15 protein-coding genes are annotated in these 23,719 nt (G+C 57.0%); 3 read left to right on the top strand and 12 right to left on the bottom strand.

What is annotated here, in order from left to right; all coding sequences use genetic code 11:
* Window positions 1–255: 255 nt before the first annotated feature.
* Window positions 256–5,886, top strand: coding sequence for an Ig-like domain-containing protein (locus G491_RS0103535; RefSeq protein ID WP_169829381.1), 5,631 nt, complete (start codon window positions 256–258; stop codon window positions 5,884–5,886).
* 107 nt (window positions 5,887–5,993) lie between these two features.
* Here the strand turns inward: G491_RS0103535 and accC are convergent, their stop codons facing one another.
* The 6 genes from accC to G491_RS29295 form a co-directional block, all read right to left on the bottom strand.
* The gene (gene accC, locus G491_RS29305) at window positions 5,994–7,394 is read right to left on the bottom strand and encodes an acetyl-CoA carboxylase biotin carboxylase subunit (RefSeq protein ID WP_035217562.1); all 1,401 of its coding nucleotides are present in this window, start codon (window positions 7,392–7,394) and stop codon (window positions 5,994–5,996) included.
* A gap of 14 nt (window positions 7,395–7,408) precedes the next feature.
* A complete protein-coding gene (locus G491_RS29300; RefSeq protein ID WP_015947315.1) occupies window positions 7,409–7,654 on the bottom strand; it encodes an acetyl-CoA carboxylase biotin carboxyl carrier protein in 246 nt (81 codons plus the stop codon).
* Between the two features lie 149 nt (window positions 7,655–7,803).
* Window positions 7,804–9,357 carry an acyl-CoA carboxylase subunit beta gene (locus G491_RS0103520; RefSeq protein ID WP_028313592.1) on the bottom strand — a complete coding sequence of 518 codons (1,554 nt, stop codon included), beginning with the start codon at window positions 9,355–9,357 and terminating at the stop codon, window positions 7,804–7,806.
* 12 nt (window positions 9,358–9,369) lie between these two features.
* Entirely contained in the window at window positions 9,370–10,929 is a 1,560-nt protein-coding gene (locus G491_RS0103515; protein ID WP_051327009.1) for an acyl-CoA carboxylase subunit beta, read from the bottom strand.
* Between the two features lie 19 nt (window positions 10,930–10,948).
* Window positions 10,949–12,097 (bottom strand): acyl-CoA dehydrogenase family protein, encoded by a 1,149-nt coding sequence (locus G491_RS0103510; protein ID WP_015947312.1) that lies wholly within the window; start codon window positions 12,095–12,097, stop codon window positions 10,949–10,951.
* A gap of 122 nt (window positions 12,098–12,219) precedes the next feature.
* Complete coding sequence (locus G491_RS29295) at window positions 12,220–12,876, bottom strand: TetR/AcrR family transcriptional regulator (RefSeq protein WP_015947311.1); 657 nt, start codon at window positions 12,874–12,876, stop codon at window positions 12,220–12,222.
* Window positions 12,877–13,156: 280 nt separating this feature from the next.
* On the opposite strand from G491_RS29295, the gene G491_RS0103500 reads away from it, so the two are divergent.
* Together G491_RS0103500 and G491_RS29290 are read left to right on the top strand one after the other, a co-directional pair.
* Complete coding sequence (locus G491_RS0103500; protein WP_028313590.1) at window positions 13,157–13,831, top strand: MBL fold metallo-hydrolase; 675 nt, start codon at window positions 13,157–13,159, stop codon at window positions 13,829–13,831.
* A 141-nt stretch (window positions 13,832–13,972) separates the two neighbouring features.
* Complete coding sequence (locus G491_RS29290; protein WP_051327008.1) at window positions 13,973–15,052, top strand: 1-aminocyclopropane-1-carboxylate deaminase/D-cysteine desulfhydrase; 1,080 nt, start codon at window positions 13,973–13,975, stop codon at window positions 15,050–15,052.
* A gap of 204 nt (window positions 15,053–15,256) precedes the next feature.
* On the opposite strand, the gene G491_RS0103490 is transcribed toward G491_RS29290, so the two are convergent.
* From G491_RS0103490 to G491_RS0103465, 6 genes are all read right to left on the bottom strand, one after another.
* Entirely contained in the window at window positions 15,257–16,300 is a 1,044-nt protein-coding gene (locus G491_RS0103490) for a nitroreductase family protein (protein WP_028313589.1), read from the bottom strand.
* 14 nt (window positions 16,301–16,314) lie between these two features.
* Window positions 16,315–17,685: a phenylacetate--CoA ligase family protein gene (locus tag G491_RS0103485; RefSeq protein ID WP_028313588.1), complete on the bottom strand. Its 1,371-nt coding sequence runs from the start codon at window positions 17,683–17,685 to the stop codon at window positions 16,315–16,317.
* A 16-nt stretch (window positions 17,686–17,701) separates the two neighbouring features.
* Window positions 17,702–18,928, bottom strand: coding sequence for a thiolase family protein (locus G491_RS0103480; protein ID WP_028313587.1), 1,227 nt, complete (start codon window positions 18,926–18,928; stop codon window positions 17,702–17,704).
* Between the two features lie 64 nt (window positions 18,929–18,992).
* Window positions 18,993–19,901, bottom strand: coding sequence for a 4Fe-4S binding protein (locus G491_RS0103475; RefSeq protein ID WP_028313586.1), 909 nt, complete (start codon window positions 19,899–19,901; stop codon window positions 18,993–18,995).
* Between the two features lie 150 nt (window positions 19,902–20,051).
* Entirely contained in the window at window positions 20,052–21,815 is a 1,764-nt protein-coding gene (locus G491_RS0103470) for an NAD-dependent epimerase/dehydratase family protein (protein ID WP_028313585.1), read from the bottom strand.
* Window positions 21,816–22,140: 325 nt separating this feature from the next.
* Entirely contained in the window at window positions 22,141–23,703 is a 1,563-nt protein-coding gene (locus tag G491_RS0103465; RefSeq protein WP_028313584.1) for a sigma-54 interaction domain-containing protein, read from the bottom strand.
* Window positions 23,704–23,719: the final 16 nt, after the last annotated feature.

Raw genomic sequence — 23,719 nt, 5'->3', positions numbered from 1 at the left:
AAACTTTGTTCACCCATGTCATGCCCGGCTGGGCGCCTTCCAATATGGAATACCACCATCCAATATTGATTTTATCATGCAATTAGAGCGGGCTTTTTCTATAGGACCGGCCTTTTGCCCCCCCCCTTGCAAAACCGTCCTTGACTTTCGCTTCTCGCATCAGGATAATCAAACACTTCCTATTCACATCGCCCAAATTTTCAGTTTCTTGAGAGTCGGGCCCCCGTTCATCAGGCGACCTGAAAGGAAACCGCCATGATAATGCAGAGCAGGCGTTCTTGCGTCTTCAGCTGGACTGCGGCAACCTTGGTTGCCGTATTCGCGTCCATGGGAATTTTTCCCCAATGGGCCTTGGCCGAACTGCAGTATGTCCCCCAAAAGGAATCCCTGTATTTTGTTTTTCAAAAGCCCTATGTTATGGACTTCTCCAAACTGTTGGCCGCCTGTCCGGAAACTGCGGACACGGATGGAGACGGCCTGCCGGACAGGCTGGAGAAGATGCTGGGGACCGATCCGGAGTCGAGCGATTCGGATTTCGACCGCCTCACCGACTATTATGAGGCAGAAAATGGGTTGAATCCCTTGAAGCCGGATTCCAATGCCGACGGGCTTTCCGACTATCTGGAAGTCCATGGCGGAGGCGGCCTGGACACGGACGGCGACGGCATCCCCAATGCGTGGGACGGGGACAACGACAACGACGGGGTGTACGACCCCCTGGACCTTTCCCCCTTTGCCTGCACCATTGCCAAGCCGGAATATCATTTCAGGATCCACTCCACCGGGAAGCCCACCTATATCAATATTCAGGTGCGCCCCAGGGACCCGGACAGGCTGCGCCTGCCCTTTCAGTATTTTGACTGGGAAGACGGGGACGACAAGGGCACCATGCAGGACCGGGACAACACCAAGGAGGACGTGTGCATCACCCCGGCCCTGGAGGTGACTGCCAACCATCTGCCCTCCACCGGGGACCTGGACAAATACGGAATCTACGTGGTGGATGGAAAGGCCTACATTCCCCTCTATACCACGGACCATTTTGGTTCGCCCTCGGCATTTAACGGGCGGATTTTCTATCCCGCCACGGGCTCTGCCCGGGACATCGACCTGAACGCCCGGCTTATCTGGATGGTCACGGGAAAGACCGACCAAGGCATGGTGGCCCCGGGCAATCCCTTCTCCGCCCCCTCTTACTACTCCAGCGACACTGCCAGCATGGGCGGGGGCCTGGCCCTGGCCGACATCAACCGGAACGGCGCTCCGGACCTGGTGTTCATGGGCGTGGACGCCGCGGATGCTGAGGATTCCCTGTCCTACCAGATCGGGTGGGACCTGAACGCCCAGGGCTATCCCTCGTCATGGAGCGCAAAAAAAACCATCCCCAGCGGCGCCTGGACCATCCAGGGCGCGGACCTGGCCCTGGCGGACCTCGATGGCAATGGCATGCAGGAAATGATTCTCATGTACGTGGACAATCCCGGCGGCTCCAACGCCTTCCGCTACCAGATAGCCTGGAACCTGGACGCCAATGGGGACCCGTGGACCGGGTGGGGCGCCCTGACCCAATCCCCACAACTGGGCGCCGAAAACGTCGGCGCCGGGATCGCTACAGGAGACATCAATGATAATGGATCCCGCGACTTTTTATTCACCGCCATCGACGCGGACAGCCCGGACAGGGACTTCAACTATTACATCGGTTGGGACGTGGGTTCATCCAGCGGGCAGCCTTCCTCCTGGAGCGGCATGATGACCGCTCCGGGCGTCATCACCAACACGATTGGCGCGGGTGCGGAGTTGGTGGATCTGGACAGCAACGGGGAATTGGATCTGGTTCTCATGGGAATCCAGGAGCAGGAAGGGGCCGACCGCATGTTCTTCCGGGTGGGATGGAACCTGGACAGCGCGGGAACTCCGGAATCCTGGAGCGGGGTATCGGGAGGGCCTTACTTCAGCGGGTTGACCGCCGGGGGGGGCATTGCGGCCGGCGATGTGGACCTGGACGGAACCCCGGACCTGATGTTGGGGGCCATTGACAGCACCAGCGGAACCTCGAATCGCTTCCTGGCGCGCCTTCAGAGCAGTTTCAGTAATTCCATGGGAAACGCTCCCATCAACCTGGCCAAATATGCGGAAGACGCCGTCCTGACCGGATTCACCGTGGAAGAAAACCACGGCTCGACGGTTGGCCTCTTCTACGGGGACGACCAGGGCCAGGTTTTGTTGGCCAACACCCAACTGGGCTACGAGTTCCTGCGAGGCCAGACCTCCCTTTCCCAGGAGCCGGGCCGCCTGGGCTCGCTGGGAATCTCGGTGAATTCGGACGTCCGGAATTTCGGGCATCAGGACGAGGCCATGGCCGCCTTGTCAGGCGCCATGATACCCGCAGCTCTGGGCGCCCTGCCGCCCGACATCGTAACGCCTGTGATCTGCGCCTTCGAAGACCAGTCAGCCAGCGTGGAAATGAGCGAAACGGCCCCTGAAAACCGGTACCATGGCAATACCTTTGTGGTGGATATGGCCAAAGCCCCGGTGAGCACAGGCAAACGCATTGTAACCCCCTGGTACGACACCACCACGCAGGCCGAACTGGGACTGGACGAAGTGGCGGGAGCGGCATACGTGTACGCCCAAGCCTCCGGCATGACCGGGGAGGAGAAAAGCAACCTTACGGACATGGTCATGGCCTGGAACGCCGGGGAGTCGGCCATGAGCCGGATGGACGAGGACATGGACCCGGAGCCCCCGGAAACCAGCAAGGTCATGCGCCAACTGGTGGAAGGGGGAAGGAGCATGGCGGCTGTCGGCAGGATCGCGGTGGGCGTGCGAGGCTCCTACAAGGCCGCCAAAATACTCCGGGCCGGGTTTCGTTCCATGTCCATGCTGAAAAACTTCAAGATCATGTTCGCTTCTGTGTCCCAGGCCAAGGTGGGCACGGTGAGCAAGATGGACCGGGTGATCAAGGGGGCAGGCGCCATGGGCTGGGTGGTGACGGCCGGGGTGGCTTTTTACGCCTTTTTTCAGATCGCCTCCTCCCACGGATGGTCCAGGCTGGGCATCTTTTCCGGCGCCATGTTCGCCACGCTCATGACAGCCTACGCCATTGGGCTTTGGGCTTTGTCGTGCATTCCCATTGTGGGGGGGATCATATCCGGCCTGGTGGCATTGTCCGACCTCATCATGGGATGGGTCTCGGGAACCGGGTGGTCCCAGGCCCTGATGGAAGACATTGTGGGTTTCTTTGTGACCAAGTCTGAGCTAAGCAAAGTGGAACTGGAGCTGATTGACAGCGCGGTCAATATTACAGATCTGGACGGCAATGGCCTGGACGTGGGGGACAAAATTGAAATCACGTCCCGTTTTCAGGAATATGTATACCGTTACGGCCCTGGATACACGGATTACTGGGAAAGCAGCTACGTCAAGCCCTATTACGAACTGGCGCCCGGAATTGCAGCCTACGGGGACCATTGGGAAACCATAGAGGATGAATACTGGGACTACGACAACTACTATTTTATGCGCATCTGGAAGGTCGGCGTCTGGATTGAACCCCCCGCCCAAATGCCTTCCAACAACTATAAGTTTACCGTCTATCTGAATTCCGACTACAAGGCCTACTACGAGGAATGCTCCTCCGGTTGCGACGTCCACAGCTCTTCGGGAACGGTGTACTCCGAGCCTTCCACCATTTATTTTGACGTGCTGCCCAAAAACCTGGAACAGTTCCTTGGCTGGACCGTCATCACCCCCCTGGATACGGACGGGGACGGCTACCTGGACGTGGACCAGGACGGGGACGGCGTGCCGGATGTGGAATTGGATTCCAACGGCAATATTTGCTATTCCTGCAGCCCGCATATGTGGGATTCGGACGTGGACGGACTGGCCGATCCCTACGAAAGAGAGGTTTCCCTGACCTATACGAATGAACGTGAGGGGGACAGGGACGGCGTCCCGGACGGCGTGGAAGTGGTGCTGGGAACCAATGCCAAGAACGAATTCGGGCACGAATCGGACGGGGACTGGCTCCTGGATATTTATGAAATCCAAGGATGGAATATTACCATCCCCCTGGGGGACGCTACAATCCCCATGCATGTTTATTCCGACCCCACAAAAATGGATACGGACGGAGACGGGCTTCCCGACGACTGGGAAGCCCTATACAGGACCAACCCCCATAGCAGGGATACCGACGGAGACGGCATTTCCGATTTTGACGAGCAGGATATCAACCGGCCCATTGGCCCCCCCTTGGTGAGTTTTACAGGAACCGTGGGAAACGTGGAGTTCCCTTCCCGCATTGTTTCCAGCATACGGCCGGATTCGGCCTTTCTGACTTTGTTCGCATGGTATCGGCCCAGCATTGAGATCCGGGCCCTGAACACAATCGCCAGCTACACCGACGGCATCAAGTCCGACCTCACCGGGGTTCAGGAAGGTTTCTATCAAGGGGGAAAAAGATGCATTGATTTTATCGCTTCCGGCTCCGGGGTGACTTTCATCCGTTATTTCAATTATTGGGATGACTACGAAACCATGCCGGCTGATGAGGACATGCCCATCGTGGCCGTCGTCAACACCACGGGCGGATCCGGTTGGCTCGCCACGGGGGACGACAAGGACGCCGACGGACTTATTGACTTGAACGAGTATATCGGCTGGCCCGTGGCCTATCACGACAACCAGGGCGATCAATCCTATGTGGCCTCCTGCGATCCCACCATGAAGGACACGGACCAGGACGGCCTGACCGACGCCCAGGAATACGCCGCAGGCACAGACCCCAGGGACCCGGACACAGACCACGACTGCCTGACCGACAAACAGGAGGTGGACCTGGGAAGCAACCCGCTGCATTCCAACACGGACAGCGACCCCTACCTGGACGCCGAGGAGTTTATTGCTGGCATGAACCTCCTGTCCAGAGACTCGGACGGGGACGGGGTGATCGACAACGTCATCCTTGGCGCGGTCATCGACCCCCTGGCCAACCTGCCCATGGAACTGCACAACGACACGGCTCAAACCCCGCCCAACCAGCCGGTGACCGTGGACGTGCTGGCCAATGACATCTATTACAGCAGCGGCGTCCCAACCATCACCGGGACAACCTCGCCCAAGCACGGTCAGGCCGTGACGGACGGGGAAACCGTGACCTACACGCCCACAGCCGGTTATACGGGAACCGACTATTTCAGCTACACAGCCTCCCACCTTGGTAAAACGGCCACCGCCAAGGTGAACTTGACCGTCGCCGTTCCCAACGAAGCGCCCAAGGCCTACGCGGATACCTGCTCGGTGGAATGGAAAGGGACAACATCCATTGTCAACACGTATTGGACCTCCGTGCTTCATAACGACGTGGACCCGGAAGGGGCGCCCCTTACAGTCACCCTGACGGTTCCCCCGCTGCACGGCTCCGTCACCCTGAACATGGACGGAACCTTCACCTACCAGCAGGACGGAACGGCGGCCCCCCAGGACGTGTTCAAATACACGGTCAGCGACGGGACCCACACCAGCAACCAGGCCTCCGTGCTCATCAATATCGACCTGACCGGCGATGCGGACATGGACGGATTCCAGGACTGGGAAGAGGAGGAAGCGGGAACCCTGCCGGAAGATCCGGACACGGACAAGGACGGCTTAATGGACGGGGACGACCCGTATCCCCTGCTCGGGATTGGAGACCTGAACGGAGACCGGACCCTGGGAATGGACGATCTCATCCTGGGCCTGCAAATCCTGGCCAACAATGCCCCGGATTTTGCAGAAATTCCCTATAACGGCCCGGGCAACGACGTGGACGGCGACGGGGTGATCGGCGAGGGGGAAATCCTGTTCCTGCTCCGGCATGAGGCCGGGCTAAACCAGTAGGAGCACACTGCAAACGGCGGAATAAAACGGGAGAAGGCATTAGCCTTCTCCCGCATAAGCGTGCACCCCCACGTCGTCCAGCCTCGCGCTGGTTCGGTTAACGCGACTTAATCGTCGTCGTCGTCGTCATCGTCGTCATCGTCATCATCGTCATCATCGTCATCTTCTTCCGGGACGTACTTGGTGATGAAGCTGGTGTCGAAGTTTCCCGCCTTGAACTCATCGTCGTCCATGATGATCAGATGCAGGGGGATGGTTGTCTTGATGGGGCCTATGATGAATTCCTTCAAAGCCCGTTTCATAACCTGAATGGCGCCTTCCCTGGTCAGGTCGAAGGCCACTAACTTGCCGATCAGGGAATCGTAAAAGGGCGGCAGTTCATAGCCCTGGTACAGATGGCTGTCCAGGCGAACGCCGAAGCCCGCCGGCGGATTGTAATCCTCGATGGTTCCCGGGCTGGGCATGAAATGCTTCTCCGGATCCTCCGCGTTGATGCGGCATTCAATGGCCCATCCGCGCAGGTTGAGGTCGTCGAAGGTGTAATCCAGGGTTCCGCCGGCCGCCAGCCGGATTTGCTCCTTGACCAGATCCACGCCCGTGACCAGTTCGGTCACCGGATGCTCCACCTGGATGCGGGAGTTGATTTCCATGAAGTAGAAATTCATGTCGCCGTCCAGGAGGAATTCCACGGTTCCGGCGTTTTCGTAATCCACTGCTTTGGCGGCGTTGATAGCCGCCTGGCCCATGGCCGCCCGCAATTCAGGCGTAAGGGCCGGGGAGGGGGACTCTTCCACCAGCTTTTGATACCGCCGCTGGATGGAGCATTCCCTTTCCCCAAGATGGATGACGTTGCCTTGCTTGTCGGCCAGGATCTGAAACTCGATGTGCCGGGGTTTGGTGAGGAATTTTTCCACATAGACTTCGTCGTTGCCGAAGGCGGTGCGGCCTTCCATCTTGGCCATGGGAAATTCTTCTTCCACCTCTTCGTCATTAAAGCAGATCTTAATGCCGCGGCCGCCGCCTCCGCCCGAGGCCTTGACCATGATGGGATAGCCGATTTCCTTGGCGAACTCCTTGGCTTCCGCCACCGTATCCACGCCGCCCGGGCTGCTGGGCGTAACCGGAACGCCGGCCTTTTGCATGGCTGTTTTCGCCGCGATTTTATCCCCGGCCAGGGCCAGGTTGTCGGGTTTGGGGCCGATGAAGGTAATCCCGTTTTCCTGGCAGGCGAGGGCGAAATCCTTCTTTTCCGCCAAATAGCCGTAGCCGGGATGAATGGCGTCGGCGCCGGTGTCCTTGGCCGCCTTGATGATATTATCAATGCTCAAATAGCTCTTTGCGCTGATGGCGGGACCGATGCACACGCTTTCGTCCGCAAGCCGGACGTGCAGAGATTCCGCGTCCGCTTCGGAATACACGGCCACGCACGGGATTTCCAGCTCCTTGCATGCCCGGATTACGCGCAGGGCGATCTCCCCCCGGTTCGCCGCCAGAATTTTCTTAAACATGGTCGCCTCTCTGGTTATTCCGTTTCGATGATGAACATCACGTCCCCGTCCTTCAGGGGCTGTTCATTTTCAGCCAGGATTTCCACGATCTTTCCGTCCGCCGTGGATTTGACTTTCTGGAAAACCTTCATGGTTTCCAGCAGGGCCAGGACCTGTTTTTTCTTAACCACGTCGCCCACTTCGCAATAAGCGGGTTCTTCGGGGGCGGGCCTTCTGTAAAAAACGCCGGACATTTTTGCTTTGACTTTTTTCTTTGCCATGGTTGCCTCCTGACAGTTTTATCGCTTGAGATGCAAGTAATTTTATACTGAATCCGCCGGCATGGGGTTAGGCGGCGGCTGAATTCCAGGTTAAGGAACGGGGAGGCTCGCCTCGGCCTGGTTATTGCTCCCCGTTCCCTGCTTCCCGTTTATGAGGGCATCGTGCCGTGGCACTTGGCCCTGAGGGGAAGTTCTTCCTCTTTATTTTTGAACAGCTCCAAAGATTGGATGATTCTTTTCCTGGTTTCTTTGGGATGGATGATTTCGTCCACCACCTGGGTGGTAAAGCCCCTGGCCACGTCGAACACGTCGGTTTTTTCCCGGCCCCAGTTCAGGTAGCCTTCGTAAGCGTCGTCCTCCATGCCTTTAACCACTTCCCGGTAATCCAGCTCCGAGGCTTCCACGGCGTATTGGGCGATGGGCCATGCCAAGGCTGCGTCCGCGCCCATGCCTTTGGAGACGCCCATGATCATGGCGCCGGCGTCGGCGTATGCTTCCCGCAGGACGATGCTGATTTTGGGAATGGTGGAGGTTGTGTAAACGTCCACGATTTTGCCGAAGTGGCGTAAGAGGCCTTTTTCTTCCTGCTCTTCGCCGGGAACGAAAGGCGGGGTGTCCACCAGAGTCACCAGGGGGATGTTGAAGGCGTCCAACACCTGGAGAAAACGGTAGTATTTATCGCAGGAATTGATTTCCATGATGCTTCCGGGCTCGGCCGGGTTATTGGCGACTATGCCCACGGGCTTGCCGTCCATGCGGGCGAAGCAGCAGATGAGGTTCTTGGCGTATTGGTCCTTGACCTCAAAATAATCGCCGTCGTCCACCAAAACCTTGATGACTTCATGCATGTCATAGGTCTTGGCCAGGTCGTCAGGAACCAGCTCCAGGAGCTTGTCCACATCACACAAGGAGTCGGCGGGTGCTTCCTTGACCGGAGGCTTTTCCCGGAAATTGGAAGGCAGATAGCTTAAGAGCTCCCTGGTTTTTGCAATGGTTTCCGCATCGTTGTCCCCGACAACGTCGCAGGTGCCGGAATGGGCTACGTGGTAATCGGCGCTGCCCACGGACTTGTCGATATCCTCGGACGTGGCGGCCTTGGCCTGCCTGGGGCCGGCCAGCCACAGGTTGGCGGTCTCCCGGCTCATGAGCAGGAAGTCGCACAGGGTCGGGGCGTAAGCCTGGCCTGCAATGCAGGGGCCCATGAGCACGTTGATCTGAGGCACGACGCCGGAACTGCGTGAGATGGTGCAGAAATACCACTCAATGCCGGCGAACATGACGTCCTGGTAGCCCAGGCGGCCTCCCGAGGAGTCCAGCAGCCAGACCATGGGAATGCCCAGCTTGGTGCATTGGATGATCCATTCGGAGCATTTTTGCAGGTGCTGGGCGCCTAAAGATCCGCCCAGGACCGTGAAATCGCTGGAATACACGCCAATGAGCCGGCCGTCCACCTTGCCCGTGCCGGTGATGGCGCCGTCGCAGGGGGCGTCCGTGGTTCTGCCGTCCATCCTGACGCTGGTGGTGTTAACGCAGGAGCCGACTTCCAGAAATGTGCCGGGATCCAGCAGGGCGTCAATGCGCTCCCTGGCCGTCATCTTGTTTCTGGCGTGCTGCCGGTCAACGTGCTTCTGGCCGCCTCCCAGCAGGTTTTGCTTCTGTATTTCAGCAAGCCTGTTAATTGCTTCGTTCATTCGTTCAGACATGTTTCTCTCCTTTTATGCAGGCTTGATGAAGCGTTTCTTTTCAGGAAGCTCTTCCTGCTTGTCCAGGGTGGCCACGATGGTGCGGTAGATCTTGGCGCGGGTGTCCCGCGGGTCGATGGCTTCCTCCACCATATAATAAGAGGTCCAGTCCATGGAGTGATGCATGATGTTAAACCGCTCCCTGACCGTAGCCAGGAGCATGTCATAGTATTCCTGACGTTTTTCCTTGCCGCCCTTTTCCTCGGCTTTCGCCAGCTCCTTATGGAAGATGGCTTCCACAATGGATTCCGGCCCGGTGGGGGCGAACTCGCCGCAGGGCCAGCCGAACACCACGTCCGGGTGCATCTGGGCGCAGCCCATGACGATGTTGGACCCGCCGTAGGAGCGGCGCAGGACCACGGTGATTTTCTGGGTGGTCAGATGAGAGTACGAATGCAGGTTCTTGGCGCCGTGGCGGATGATGCCCAGGCGCTCCCACTTGTCGCCGGGCACGTAGGCCGTGGAGTCCACCATGGTGATGATGGGAATGTTGAAGCAGTCCAGAAAATTCATGAACCGGTCGTACTTGTCGGCGGAGTCGATTTCAAAGACGCCGCTCATTTCGTCCGGGTTGTTGGCCACGATGCCGATGGGATATCCGCCTATGCGGGCGAAGCCCGTAACCAGATGGGTGGCGTATTCCTCCTGGACTTCCAGGAACTCGCCGTTATCCACGATCAATTCGATAATTTCGTGCACGTCATAGGTGAACTTGACGTTTTCCGGCATGACGTCCAGGATGGCTTCCTCCCGGCGTTCGGGATCGTCGCCCGAGTCCACGAAGGGAGGCATTTCCCAGCAGTTCTGGGGCATGTAGGCCAAAAGCTCCTTGGCTTTGTCTATGGCGTCTTCGTCGCTGTCCACAACAAAGTCGCACTGGCCGCTTTTTTCCATATGGAATTCCGCGGTTCCCGCCTCGTCGGACTCCATTGCGCCGCCCAGCCACAAAAAGGCGCTTTCTTCGTTGAAAATCCGGAAGTCGCCCATGACCGGCAAAGCCGCAAGGGGGCCGGTGCAGGGGCCCAGAACCATCATGATCCGGGGGCTGACGCCCGAATACTGAGACATGTACTTGAACAAACGGCCAAGGCCGTTAAGGCCGGTGTATCCGTCTTTGACGCTGATCCGGGAGCCTGCGGAATCCAGCATGCCGATCAGGGGCACGTTCCGCTCCCCGGCTTTTTTCACCAGGTCCGCCAGCATCCACACGCCGTCGTTGCCAAGGCCCCCGGCCATGACCGTAAAGTCCAGGCAAAAAGCCAGGGCGTTGCGGCCGTTGATTTGGCCTCCGCCCATGACCACGCCGTCGCCCGGGCTGGGGCGTTTTTTGCCGTCCAGGGGCGGGCGGGCGTCCCGGGTCAGGGCGCCCAGTTCGTCAAAGGCGCCCTTGTCAAACAAGAGCTCCATTCTTTCCCGAGCCGTCAGCTTGTTTAGGGAATGCTGCACCTCCTGGCGATCCTGGCCCCCGCCTTGCTGACTTTTCAGGCGCTTGGCTTCCAGTTTCTCCAGGTAGCCGTCCATCCATTTTCCCATGGTTTCGCTCTCCTTGTTACTAAATAAAATTGGAAATGATTTCCTTCATGATTTCCGTGGTTCCCCCTCCAATGGACAGGATGCGGTTGTCACGGTATAGCCTTTCCACCAGATGTCCGCGCATGTATCCGTAGCCGCCGAAAATCTGAACCGCATCAAAGGTTACTTTGTCGGCGATCTGGCAGGCGAAATTCTTGGCCATGGAGACTTCCTTGATTTGGGGAATCCCTCCGTTCATCTTGGCGGCCACCCGGTATGTGAATTCGGTGCTGGCTTCGATCAACGTGGCCATGTCCACCAGTTTGTGGCGGGTCACCTGGTAGGCGTTCAAGGTCTTGCCGAATGCTTCGCGCTGTTTGACGTATTTGACGCATTCCTCAAAAGCCATTTGCGCGGTGACATTGGCCATGACCGCCAGGGACAGGCGCTCGTTCTGGAAGTTTTCCATAATATAATAGAAGCCCTTGTTTTCCTCGCCGATGAGGTTTTCAACGGGCACCCGGCAGTTGTCAAAGTAAATTTCAGCCGTGTCGGAAGCCCACCAGCCCATTTTTTTCATGGGAGGGGAGGTGGAGTAGCCGGGAGTGTCGGACTCGATGACCAAAAAGCTGATGCCCTTGTGGCCGTCTCCGCCGGTGCGGACCGCCGTGGTGAGTTGGTGCGCCCTGGTCCCGCTGGTGATGAAGGTCTTGCTTCCGTTGACCACGTAATGGTCTCCGTCCCGGACGGCGGTGGTTTTCAGGTTGGCCACGTCGGATCCGCCGGAAGGCTCGGTCACGCCCAGGGCCGCGATGCGATCCCCCTTCAAGACCGGCGTGATGAATTTCGCCTTCTGCTCTGGGGTGCCGTGCCCCACAATGGGCGGCAGGGCGATGCCCAGGGAACCCAGGCTGGCGGAAAAACCTCCGGAGCCGGAACGCATCAATTCCTCGGCTGCGACGATGGTTAAAAACACATCCCCGCCCTGGCCTCCCAGTTCTTCGGGAAAGCCCAGGCCGATGTATCCCAGTTCGGCCGCTTTCTTGTAAAGCTCCACGGGAAAGGCTCCCTGCTCTTCCCATTCGTCAATATTGGGGACGATCTCTTTTTTGACAAAATCCCGGATGGCTTTGCGGAACATGTCATGTTCCTTGCCAAAATACTCTTGCGCTTTTACTGCATCGCTCATGGTTCACCTCGTTTGGATTGCGGCAGGCCGCGATTCGGCGCGCCAGTTTGTGTTTGCTGCAACTAGGAATATGCCGCCCCTCCATTATTATTGTCGGCGTTCCTACACGAGGGGGCTGGTCGTCAGGCCTCGACGTCCTCTGGGACGATGAGGTGCTTCAAGGGACATTGGTTCAATTCGTTTCCCGCGCCTACTCCCCGGACAAGGGCGTTCAACATGGGATCCACCCATTTCAGCAACTCCTCGTCCGTGGGATGCCCGAGCATGAGCCAGTTGGTGACCACGTGCTCCATGCTGCCCAGGCAGGTGGACCGAATAAGGTAGGGATCCATGTCGTTCCGGAACTCGCCGCATTCCATGCCGTCCCTGATCACCTTGTCCACGGTTTTTAAATGCTTGCGGATGGCCTGGTGGGCCTCCGTGTCGAGAAAACGACGGTTTTGCTTCAATATCAGCATGATAACCGCTGCGTAATCCCGGTTCTCAATATAAAAAAGAAGTTGAAGATACAAAATCGCCCGGAGTTTTTCCGCGCCGCCCCGGATCAGCTTGAGGTGGAAATCAATCTTTTCGCTCAAACGCTGCATGGCCTCCATGGGGATGGAAAACAGGAGATTTTCCTTGTTGCTGAAATACTCGTAAATGGAGGCTTCGGAAACGCCCGACTCTTTGGCCACATCCGGAATGGTCCCTTCCTGAAAGCCTTTTTCGGCGAAAACCTTGGCGGCTGCTTGGAGGATTTGGGTTTTTCGGAGTTCGGTTTTTTCTTTTCCGGTCACGGTCGGGTCCTGTGTTAAGTGGGTCGGGAGCGGGATTCGTCCCTGCGTTTAAAACTGAATATATTTTGGAAATATTCAGTTGTCAAGATTTTTTGCGCCGTTTGTAGGGCGATTCAGTCTTTTTCTGGTGGGGGGCTCTTGAAATCAAGGTTTTTCTGGGGGGCGCCTCTATTTTTCTATGGGGAGAGGCCGCCCTTTAGACTTGCAATGAAAAATAACCTGTGCTTTTTTAGCCATTCAAAGGCCTCCAACCCCGTAATTTATTCCGGAGAATACAATCATGCAGAAAATCATCAGGCTGCGCACCGGTTTCGCCAATGTATGGCTTTTAAAAGGAAAGCAAGGATATTTGATGGTGGACGCCGGCCTTCCCGGCAAGCACAGAATTTTATTCAATCGATTGAAGCGCCTGAATATTTCGCCTGAGGAGATCCGGCTGATTGTTATCACCCACGTGCATTTCGACCACGCGGGAAACCTGGCGGCCATAGTCAAACGCAGCGGATGCCCGGTGATCGTACACAAAGCGGAGGCCGGGGACCTGGCTGGCGGGCGCTGGCAGGTCCCCAACGGAACGATTCCGTTCACCAGGGCCGCGGTGCGGCTGGGCAGGCGGCTTCCGGGCCTGCTGGCTCGCTTGACCCAATTCGAGGCGGTCAGGCCGGATATAACCATAGAATCGCCCATGTCCTTAAAGTCCTGGGGTTTTGACGCGGACATCCTGCTCACGCCAGGCCACACCTCCGGGTCCATATCCGTTATGACCCATGACGGCCATGCCATGGTGGGCGATCTTGCCTACAACGAAATGCCGCGTTTTTATAAAAGGCGCATTCCTCCTTTTGGAAACGATCTAAACATTTTGAAAGAAAGTTGGGCCGTGTTGTTGGAAAACGGCGCGAAAACCATACATCCCGGGCATGGCGCCTCTTTTGACGCCGCGGAGTTGGATTAACGCCCCTCGGCTATTTTTATTTTTTCATTAGATACAGCATCTTATTAAAAGTTTGATACTCCGGTATTTGACATTGTCGAACACTTGTGCTACACGTTCATAGCTAAATACCATGTAAAAACCGTATTCGGCGAGGTCAAAATGCCTGGAATAATTTGGAACAGAGAGCTTCCTCTGTTGTTCAAACATCATGAAAGCCTGCGGGAGAACATCCCTTGGACCCCCCTGGTGGAGCAGGCGACGCCGGTGGAGCGTCTGGATGCTCTAAGCCGGGAGGCCGGGGCCGATATCTGGGTGAAACGGGACGACCTCACTTCTCCGGTGTATGGAGGCAATAAGGTCCGCAAGTTGGAGTTTTTGCTGGCGCATGCCCAGAAGAAGGGCAGCAAGGCATTGATTACCATGGGGGCTTTAGGCACCAACCATGGGCTGGCCACGGCCATGTTCGGAAAAAAGGCGGGCCTGGATGTGGTGTTGAAGTTGACGGATCAGCCCGTGAACGAGCATGTTTTGCAAAACCTTCGCCTATTTGCCTCGTTGGGCGCCAAGATGGATTACTGCGGCGGGGCTTCAGGAACGGTCTGGTCGTATTACATCGCCCACCGCCTGCAAAATGCGGGAGGCTATTATATTCCCGCCGGGGGCTCCAACTCCCGGGGAGTCCTGGGCTATGTGGAGGCCGGGCTTGAAATCGCGGACCAGGTCAGCCAAGGGGTCCTTCCCAGGCCTAAAAAGGTCTTTGTCGCGGCGGGTACGTGCGGCACTTTGGCCGGATTGACCCTGGGCTTTTCTCTGGCCGACATGAAAACCAGCGTCCACGGGGTGCGGGTGACGCCCACGTACATGGCCAATCGGAACAAGGTGATGGGGCTGGCTTTGCGTTCCCACGCCCTGCTCAAATATCACGGCGCTAAAATTCCCGAATTCCGGTCCAATGCGGGAAGCCTGGAAATCGATTCCCGGCAGTACGGCGCGGGATACGGCCACGAAACGCCCCAGGGCCAGCGGGCCGTGAGCATGGCCTGGGACCTGGAAGGCGTCAAGCTGGACCCCACCTATACGGGCAAGACCTTTGCGGCCGTACTGGACGAGGCCCCCAAGGCCAAGGGGCCGGTGCTGTTTATCAACACCTTCAATTCCGTGGACATGACCGATCAGGCGGAGGCCGTCGCCCCCGATTCCCTGCCCAAGCCGTTGGCGCAGTTTTTTCCCGCCGCCTGATTGCAGGCCTGTCCCCGGAAATCTCAAGCGCCCTCGGCGCTTTCTCCAGCCCAAAGAATCGTCATCCCGGCAAGGGCGATCCGCTTTTCAGGATCGCCCGCAAGCCGGGATCCAGCTTTATTAAGGACTTGCCTTGTCTATATTAGTTGTTTGAACGCAACAGGGAGCCAATAAGCAGGCCTCATCTTCTTGACTAAGGCTCCTCTATTCGATCCAATTCACCCGCTGCCTTTCCCTGGCCACGATGTTGTCCACCTGGCCGGCGGGATATCCCAAGGTCAATGAGGTCAGGATTTTAAACGGGTATTCCAGCCCCAAAACCTTCCGAACATAACTGTGATCCCAGGTAAGCCCCTTGATCAGGCTGACCCAGCAGGTTCCCAGACCTAACGAATGGGCCGCCAGGACCATGTTCTGGCCGCAAATGCCCAGATCCAAATCCGGAGAGCCGATGCCCCTCACGTCCTTTGCCAGGATGATGAGGGCGGGCGCCTTGAAAAAGGTCCGGTACTCGGGATCGCTGGAAATGGTGTTGATGCCGCCCAGGACCCGTTGATCCACGTCTCCCGGGGTTTTGCGGGAGAGCAGGTAATGGAGGGTTTTCTGCCATTTTTTCGGCTTGGCGTTTTTATCCCCCGGAACCTGTTTGTCCACCCACGGGTGGGGCATGAGCATCTGGGGAAAGAGCCGCACCCTTTTTTTGCAGATCTGGTCGATCTCCTCGATGACATCCGGGTTTGTGATGGCCACGAACTTCCAGGGCTGGTTGTTTCCCGCTGAAGGCGCGAACCTGCCCGCCTCGATGACCCGGTGCACCATTTCCTTGGATACCCTTTTTTTCTTATATAAACGGATGCTGCGGCGGTTGTAGATGACCTTTTCCGTTTCGGTCAGTTGGTCTTTATAGTCCTCGTACTTGGCGCCGTTGCGCGAATACAGGGGATCAGGAAAGGTTTTGCCGCCCTCGAACAGGTTGTCGTTTTTCCAAAAGCCCTCGTGCACCCGGTAATCCCCCAGGATGGTTATGGCGTCGTTGGGGCAGGAGGCGGCGCAGTTCTGGCAGCAGATGCACCGGAAATGGTCGTAGCGCTCGTTGGGCCGGGCTTTTTTGTCGCTGTTCAGCATCAATAGCTGGATGGGGCAGGAATTGACGCAGCGCCCGCAGCCGATGCATTTTTCGTCGTCCACCTGAAAAATCGGAAAATCAGTCTTGGGCGGAAAACTGATGTGTTTGTGCTTCTCCAACATGGTTTCGGTCCTCCCTATTCGTAGGTTTTTTCCAAAACCTGTGTTTTCTTAACCGCTCTTTCCAAGGTGTTGGGCTGCAGCCACATGATGGCGGGATTGACCTTAAGCAGGGATTTCATCTTGGCCCTGACCTTTTCCTCCAGGTAGGGCAGTTCTTCCTCGCGCACGTTTTCCGTATACTCGATTTTCAGCTTAAGCGGCGGGACCACCCGGGGCGGCGGCTCATCCAGGACAATGCGGAAGGCGCCGGTCAACTCTTTGGGGAAGGAGTGGATGACGCCTTCGATGGAAGCCGGATACACGGGCACGCCCTTGACCTTAAGCATGTCGTCGGCCCGGCCTACGATTTTATACCGGAACCCCGTTTTGCCGCAGGGGCAGGGATCGGTGAAAACCTGGTGGATGTCGTTCAGGGTGAAGCGCATGTCAAACCACACCGCGCCTTTGGGGTTGAGGGACGTGGCCGCCATAAGGCCTGTGGCGCCGTTTTCCATGGGTACGGACGCTCCTGTTTTGGGATCGATCAACTCGTAGTAGCACAAATCATCGGCCAGCCAATGCATGCCCTGGTAAATGGGATAGTCGCAGGAGCAGCCGTATCCGCCGCCGCCGTCATAGACTTTGGCGCCATACTCCGACTCCAGCTTTTGCCGGACTTCAGGAATGCCTGCGCCGGGCTCGGCGCCCAGCATCATGAGTTTGATGCCCAGATCCTTCACCGGATGGCCCAGAACCTCGGGGCATTTTTCGATCAGGTGCAGGGCCAGGGAAGGAGTCCCCGTGAAGATGTTGGCTTTGAACAGCTTGAGGAACTGGAGGATTTTCTCGGTGCCGGCCTCGGCCCCGATGGGTACGATGGTGATGCCGGGGAAATCCTGGAACCATAAAATCTGGGGCGTGCCTGCAGCGTGCATGGACAGGCCGAAACACAGGCCGACCCGGTCTCCGGGGCGCATGCCCATGCGCCATGCCACCCTGTGAAAAAGCTCCTTCATCTCCCTGATTCCCGCGTGGAAATTAGGGTAGGGCGTGGGAATGCCCGTGGTGCCGGAGGTGGTGGTGATTAAATACAAATCGTCCATGCGGGACGGGCCGAACAATTCGCGCATGAGCGCGTCCATGTCCAGCCCCACTTCCTGGATTATTTCCCGCAGATCCGCCTGCCCCGCCACGGGAATGGCCTGGGCGTAATCCTCAAAGGACTGGATGTCCTCGGGCTTGACGCCCGCCTTGTCAAAGCGCTTCCGGTTAAACGGCGTGTGCTCGTACTGCCATTTGAGCGCCGTTTTGAGCTTTTCAAGCTGCAATTCCTTGATTTCCGGCGTGTTCAGCTTGGTTTCAATGTCCATGTTCCAGTATTCGCGATTCAGATCTCCAAGTTCCATATTTGCACCCCCATATTTAAGATTTTAAAATATGAAAAGCCATGGCGGCGCCGTCTATCCCAAGGATTCCGCCGCCGTTTTGGGTCATTCCGATTTTTGGTTGGTTTTGCGCCTGGCGTTCTCCGGCGGTTCCCCGCAGTTGATTGACCACCTCGTATACCTGGGCCAGGCCGGTTGCGCCGATGGGATGGCCCTTCGAGGCCAGGCCGCCCGAAGTGTTGACGGGCATTTTGCCGTCCAGTTCCATGTAGCCCTCGTCGATCCATTTGGGCGCTTCGTGGGGCGGACAGATGCCCAATTCGATAAGCGCAATGATTTCCGAAGGGGAGGTGGCGTCGTGAATTTCGATCACGTCCACGTCCTGGGGCGTGATGCCGGCCGCTTTAAAGGCTTTCAGACCCACCCGCCGGGTCAGGGTGTCGTCCATGTCGTATCCCAGCTTGCCGCTGCCAAGGACGGACGCCTCGATCCAAATGGGCTTGTTGGTTATTTGCGCGGCTTTTTCCTTGCTGCAAACAATGACAGCGGCCGACCCGTCGGATACCGGTGAGCACATCATGCGGGTCAGGGGAAAGGAAACGTCGCCGGAGTTCATCACCTGATCCAGGGTGACCTCCTTGCGGTAATGGGCGTTGGGATTGAGTGCGCCGTTCTTATGGGACTTGACGGCAATCTTGGCGAAATGCTCCTGGGTCAGCCCGTATTGCTCCATATAGCGCCGGGTGTAAAAGGCGTACATGTCCATGAAGACGCTTTTTTTCGCGCCCGCCTCCTCCGAAAACACCTTGTCCGTCAGGCCCAGCTTTTCCTGGAAATCCTCCATGTATTTCTGGCCCATTTCAATGTCCATGGCGGTTCCCAATGCCATGTAGGACTTGAGCCGGTTTTCGTCGTAGAGCTTTTCGAATCCCACAGCCAGAACGCAGTCGAAAATTCCGGCGCTGACGGCGGTCCAGGCCAGATTCAGGGCCGAAGACGAACTGGCGCAGGCGTTTTCCACGTTGTACATGGGGATGGAGTCGATGCCCATGGCGCTTAAGGTAACCTGGGCCTTGATCTGCTCCTGGCCGGTCATGAGGCCAGGGGCGGCCGATCCCACATAAGCTGCTTCCAGTATTCCGGGCTCCACGCCCGCGTCTTCCAGGGCCAGTTCCACGGCGCCCCGAACCAGATCCTTGATGCCCTTTTCCGGGTGTCTGCCAAACGGCGTCATGCCGGCCCCGACTATGGCGACTTCTCTCATGCTGATTGCTCCTCGAGTTAAAGTGATTCTTATATGGTTATGAGTTGAACTTCGGATTGATGGTTTAAAGGTCCAGGTCAAGCTGCCAGAAGTAATCCTTCAGATCCCCCTTGGGCGGCTTTATGGCGTGCAGCCGGATTTTGTCGTTGGGGCATTGGGCCGCGCAAATGCCGCACCCCATGCATCGCTCCTCCCTAATTTCCGCCCGGCCGTTTGTGTTGCTGATGGCTTCCAGGGGGCACGCGGTTGTGCACACTTGGCAATGGCCGCAATTTTTGTCGGAGTTTTCGTCCACCACGGCTTTCCAGCCAATGGATCGGAACCGGTCCCGCAGGTCGTCCCGGGAGTTTTTCGCCAGCTTGAGGGCGGTGCAACAGCAGGGGCAGCAAAAGCAGATCTCCAGAAAGCGGTGCATGTCTTCGTCTTTGATCCCCCAAAGATATTGCTCGGCCTCGATCCACAGGGATTGCCCCACCAGGCCGGATTTAACGGCCCGGTCGATGTGCTCCATGGCCTCCTCCACCGTGGCTTTCCGGGCGATGCCTTTTTCCACCACCGCCCTGGAGCCCTCCCCGATAAAGATGCAACCAAGATCCTGGGGGTGGTCGCTGCAGTTCTGAGCGGAACGGCAAAAGCACCGGTGCATGATGGCGATGTAGGCGGTTTCGGACACGGCCTTTTTGATCAACTCGATGGGCATGGCCGTATTTTTGGAGTTTTCCGCAATGTCCACGTTCAGGTTCAAGGCCACGCCGCTGGTGAATTTCTTGCGGGAGGGCCGCAGGAACATCGCTTTTTCGTACAGGTAGCCTAGGACGGGATAATGGGTCAGCCTGCCTCCGGCGATAACGGCCTTGAAGAAGACAATAGCCTGGGAAATGCCTTGGTCTCCGGGCTTTATGGCGGTTTTGGACTTGATCCAGTTGTGTATGCCAAGGCCTTTTTTCTTGTGTTTGAACATATAGGGTTCCATGGCGAGTCCTCCGTTTCGCTGGAGCGGGTATGAGGATCTTGGGGACATGACCTTATCTCTGTATTGTCAATACATGTTCCAGGCATGGCGCCTGAGATAAGGATCGTGTCCCGCAAAATCAGATATAGCCTGAAAATCGGCGTGAATCCGTTACGCGGACTTGACGTTTACGTAACGGGCGATCCGGGTTTTGACGTCTTCCACGGCGTTGGGATTGTCCAAGGAAAGGTGCACGGCGCCGAGGGGACAATAGGTCGCACAGCGGCCGCAGCCGCGGCATGCGTCCGTTTGGACGGCCTTGCCGTTTTCTATTTTGATGGCGTCGAATCCGCAGGTGTCCAGGCAAACGCCGCAGCCATTGCAATCGTCCGTAATCGTCATGGTAAGGCCTTCCACGGGCGTCATGACGTGATCCAACTGCTCGGGCGGGATATGCTTGAAATAGGTCATCATGCAGCAGCAATGGCAGCAAAAGCACACGCTCAACAGCTTTTGCCGGTCCTTGACCAAAAAGATGTCGTTGTCCACGCGCACCTTGCCTGCCATGGGAACCAGCCCGGCGGATATGGCTTTCTCCACGTGGGCGTGGGCCTCCTCTTTAGTGGCTTTCCGGCTGATTCCCTTGGGGAATTCCAGGGTTGTGTCGCCCATGAACAAGCACCCGACCTCGTGGGTGTGATGCTGGCAGTTCTGGGCGGAACGGCAACCGCACTTATTCATGATGATCAGGTTGTCGGCCAGTTCGATGTAGTCATGGACCACTTGGGGCAGCATGACTTCGTTTGCGGCTTCCATGGTCGCGTTGACAGGAAGGTAGGTGAAGCTGTTTTTCTGCACGTCCATCCAGGGCATGACTTTGCGTATGCCCGGAACGCTGGTTGCGCGGATGGAGTTTTTCAAAACCCCCATGGCGCCTTTCAGCAGGTAATTGCGCTTCCATAAAAAGCCGACCCAGGCCTGGGAGAATTTTTCCTCCTTCACTTTTTGGTTGGCTTTCAGATAGCTGAGAAAGGTTTCCCGCGAGGTGTATTTGGGCTTCCACCCCGTGGCGTTTTTAAATTTGGCATTGCTGGAAAATATGGTGTTGCTGGCGATCACCAGCCAACCGGAGCTGGCGGGCAGCATGCGCAGCTTGAATGCCGCGTCGGCAATGGGCTTCAGCATGAACAAAGGCAGGGGCACGACCTTCAGCCCGGCCTTTCTGAAGGTCCAATAGGAGGACACGGCGTCGTCCGCGCCCACGTTATAAATCCCCGGCAAGTCGTGGGTGAAGGCCAGATGCAGGGCCTCGCCCAGGTCGTCTTCGTGAATGTAATGGATGTGGGCGACGCTTCCCAGAGGCATGGCCGTGACCTTGCTTTTGTAAACGTCGGTAAACATGTTGTTGGTGTGCGGCCCGAACAGGAGCGCCGCCCGGATGATAGTGAACACAATGTCGGGATGGCCCATGAAAAAATCCAGGGCGAAGGCCTCCACGTCCACCTTGCTTTGGTTGTAATAGCTCTCCTTGTTGCGGTAAACCGGCTGCTCCTCGTCCACGTACAGCGGGATTTCCTTGTACGCTCCGTACACCGTGTTGCTGGAGGTGTACACCACTTTGCGAACCTGATTCTTCACGCAGGCCTGGAACACGTTTTTGGAGCCCTGAATATTGATGTCAAAGGTCTTTTTTTTGTCCTGGATTTCGCTCACCACAAAAGCCAGGTGAAAGACCGTATCCACATCCCTGAACAGGTCCTCGATGGCTTGGCTCCTGATATCCTCCCGGTGGAACTCCACCTTGCTGAACCCGCCCCTCCAGGGCGTGACGTCGATTCCGATGATTTTTTCCACTTCAGGGTCGGCTTGCAGTTGCGGCAGGAGCGTGGAAGCAAAATAGCTGTTCACGCCTGTAATGGCGACGGTTTTCCCCATGAGATCCCCTCCTTTGAGATGTTTTGTCATCCCTAATGAGCAAGGGGCGTGCCAGCGCAGGAAAAAATTCATCCGAACGATGATTGTTAAGGAGCGGACCAATTCGCTTAATTCAAATATCCTGTAATATCAAATGCTAAATAGGTATGGGAACTGGTGAAGTTTTTGATATGGGAGTATTTAAGGCCTGGGGGAAAAGGGGCTGTCAGGATTTTATACCATATATGGTAAATATAATTATCGTATTTATTAATTTGGTTTTTTTGTTATCAAATATGTTAATTATCGGTTCTGCACAACCGCCGCAGGGCGGCTCACGCCGCCGTCAAGCCTCTTCCGCATATTCCTTTTTGGCCGCTCGGCCGAAGGGAATGCCCAGTTTTTTCAGGCGGTGCCTGAGCGTCATGGGGTTGATCCCCAGAAGTTCGGCGGCGCCGCCCGGGCCGTGGATTTTGCCCTGGGCGCTTTTTAAAGCCTGGGTGATATGCCGGGCCATGGCCTCGTCCAGGCTCAGGGAGGCCGGCGCCGGGGCTTCCTGGGGGCTGGAGGGCGCGGCGCTGGCCGAGGCCTCCAATCCGTCAAACTGGAGCTGCTGTCCGTTGTACAGGATAAGGGCCCGTTCCACGGCGTTTTCCAACTCCCGGACGTTGCCCGGCCAGTGGTATTCCATGAGTTTGTCAATCTGTCCGGGGGCGATGGAGGGGGGAATGCCCAGCTTCATGTCCACGGATTTTTTCTGGATGAAATGGGAGACCAGGGCAGGGATGTCCAGGATTCTTTCCCTTAGGGGCGGAATGTAGATGGGGAAGACCTTAAGGCGGAAATAGAGGTCTTCCCGGAATATTTTGTCCCGGATCATTTCCTCCAGGTTGCGGTGGGTGGCGGCGATGACCCGGATGTCCATGGGCAGGGTTTCCGTACCTCCCACCCGTTCGATTTCCTTTTCCTGGAGCACCCTTAGCAGCCGCACCTGGGCCTCCTTTTTCAGCTCCCCCACTTCGTCCAGGAAGATGGAGCCGCCGTCCGCCCGTTCGAACCGGCCCCTTTTCCGGACCGCGGCGCCGGTGAAGGCGCCTTTTTCGTGGCCGAAAAGCTCGCTGTCCATGAGGGATTCGGGGATGGCGCCGCAGTTGACGCCGATAAACGGCTTGTCGCTCCGAGGTGAAATCCTATGCAGGGCCTTGGCGATGACCTCTTTGCCCACCCCGGTTTCTCCGATCAAAAGGACCGGGCTGTCCTGGTGGGCCACCCGGCGGACCATTTCCATGACCGGCTTGAGGCCGGAGTCCGCGCCGATGACGAATCCGCCTGAAATCTGGTTCAATTCCTCCTGGTAGTACATCTGGTTGTCCGCCGCGATGTCCTTGAGCCTGCGGATTTCCCGCTGCTTAAGATGATGGGACAAGGCAAAGGCGAAGGGAGTGTTAAGGATTTCCAGGAGCCGCAAATGCTCTTCAGAAAACTGGGTTTCCTTGCCATGGATGATGGTCAGCTTGCCGATAATTCGCCCGTCCAGGTCCAGATCCATGATGACGCCGGGAAAGTCCGCCGTGCCTGATTTTTCCGCAATGTGCCTGGTGCCTTCGTAGTCCCCCAGCCTCCGGACCATCCACATCCTTTTGGAGCGGCTCGTGTAGGCTTCCATGTCCTTTTTCACCTGTCGGGTGTAAGGAATAATAATGGAATCCAATAGAATGCCGTCGTCCGAAACCCTCACCACCGCTTCAGCCATGTTGGTGGTGTTGTCGAAAATGTTAAGGATCACCTGATTCATGGGAATGTAATGTTTTAAAAAGAAGAAACATTCCTGCAGGGCTTTTTCAATATTTTCGGACCCGCAAATTCTGGATACGGCTTCCCGGAAGAATATATCGTCATTGGTCTTCATAATTATTCCTTGAAAA

Source organism: Desulfatibacillum aliphaticivorans DSM 15576 (assembly GCF_000429905.1).
GTDB classification, from domain to species: domain Bacteria; phylum Desulfobacterota; class Desulfobacteria; order Desulfobacterales; family Desulfatibacillaceae; genus Desulfatibacillum; species Desulfatibacillum aliphaticivorans.
The sequence above is the reverse complement of the archived record's forward strand: the minus strand, read 5'-3'. Positions and strand labels throughout refer to the sequence as shown.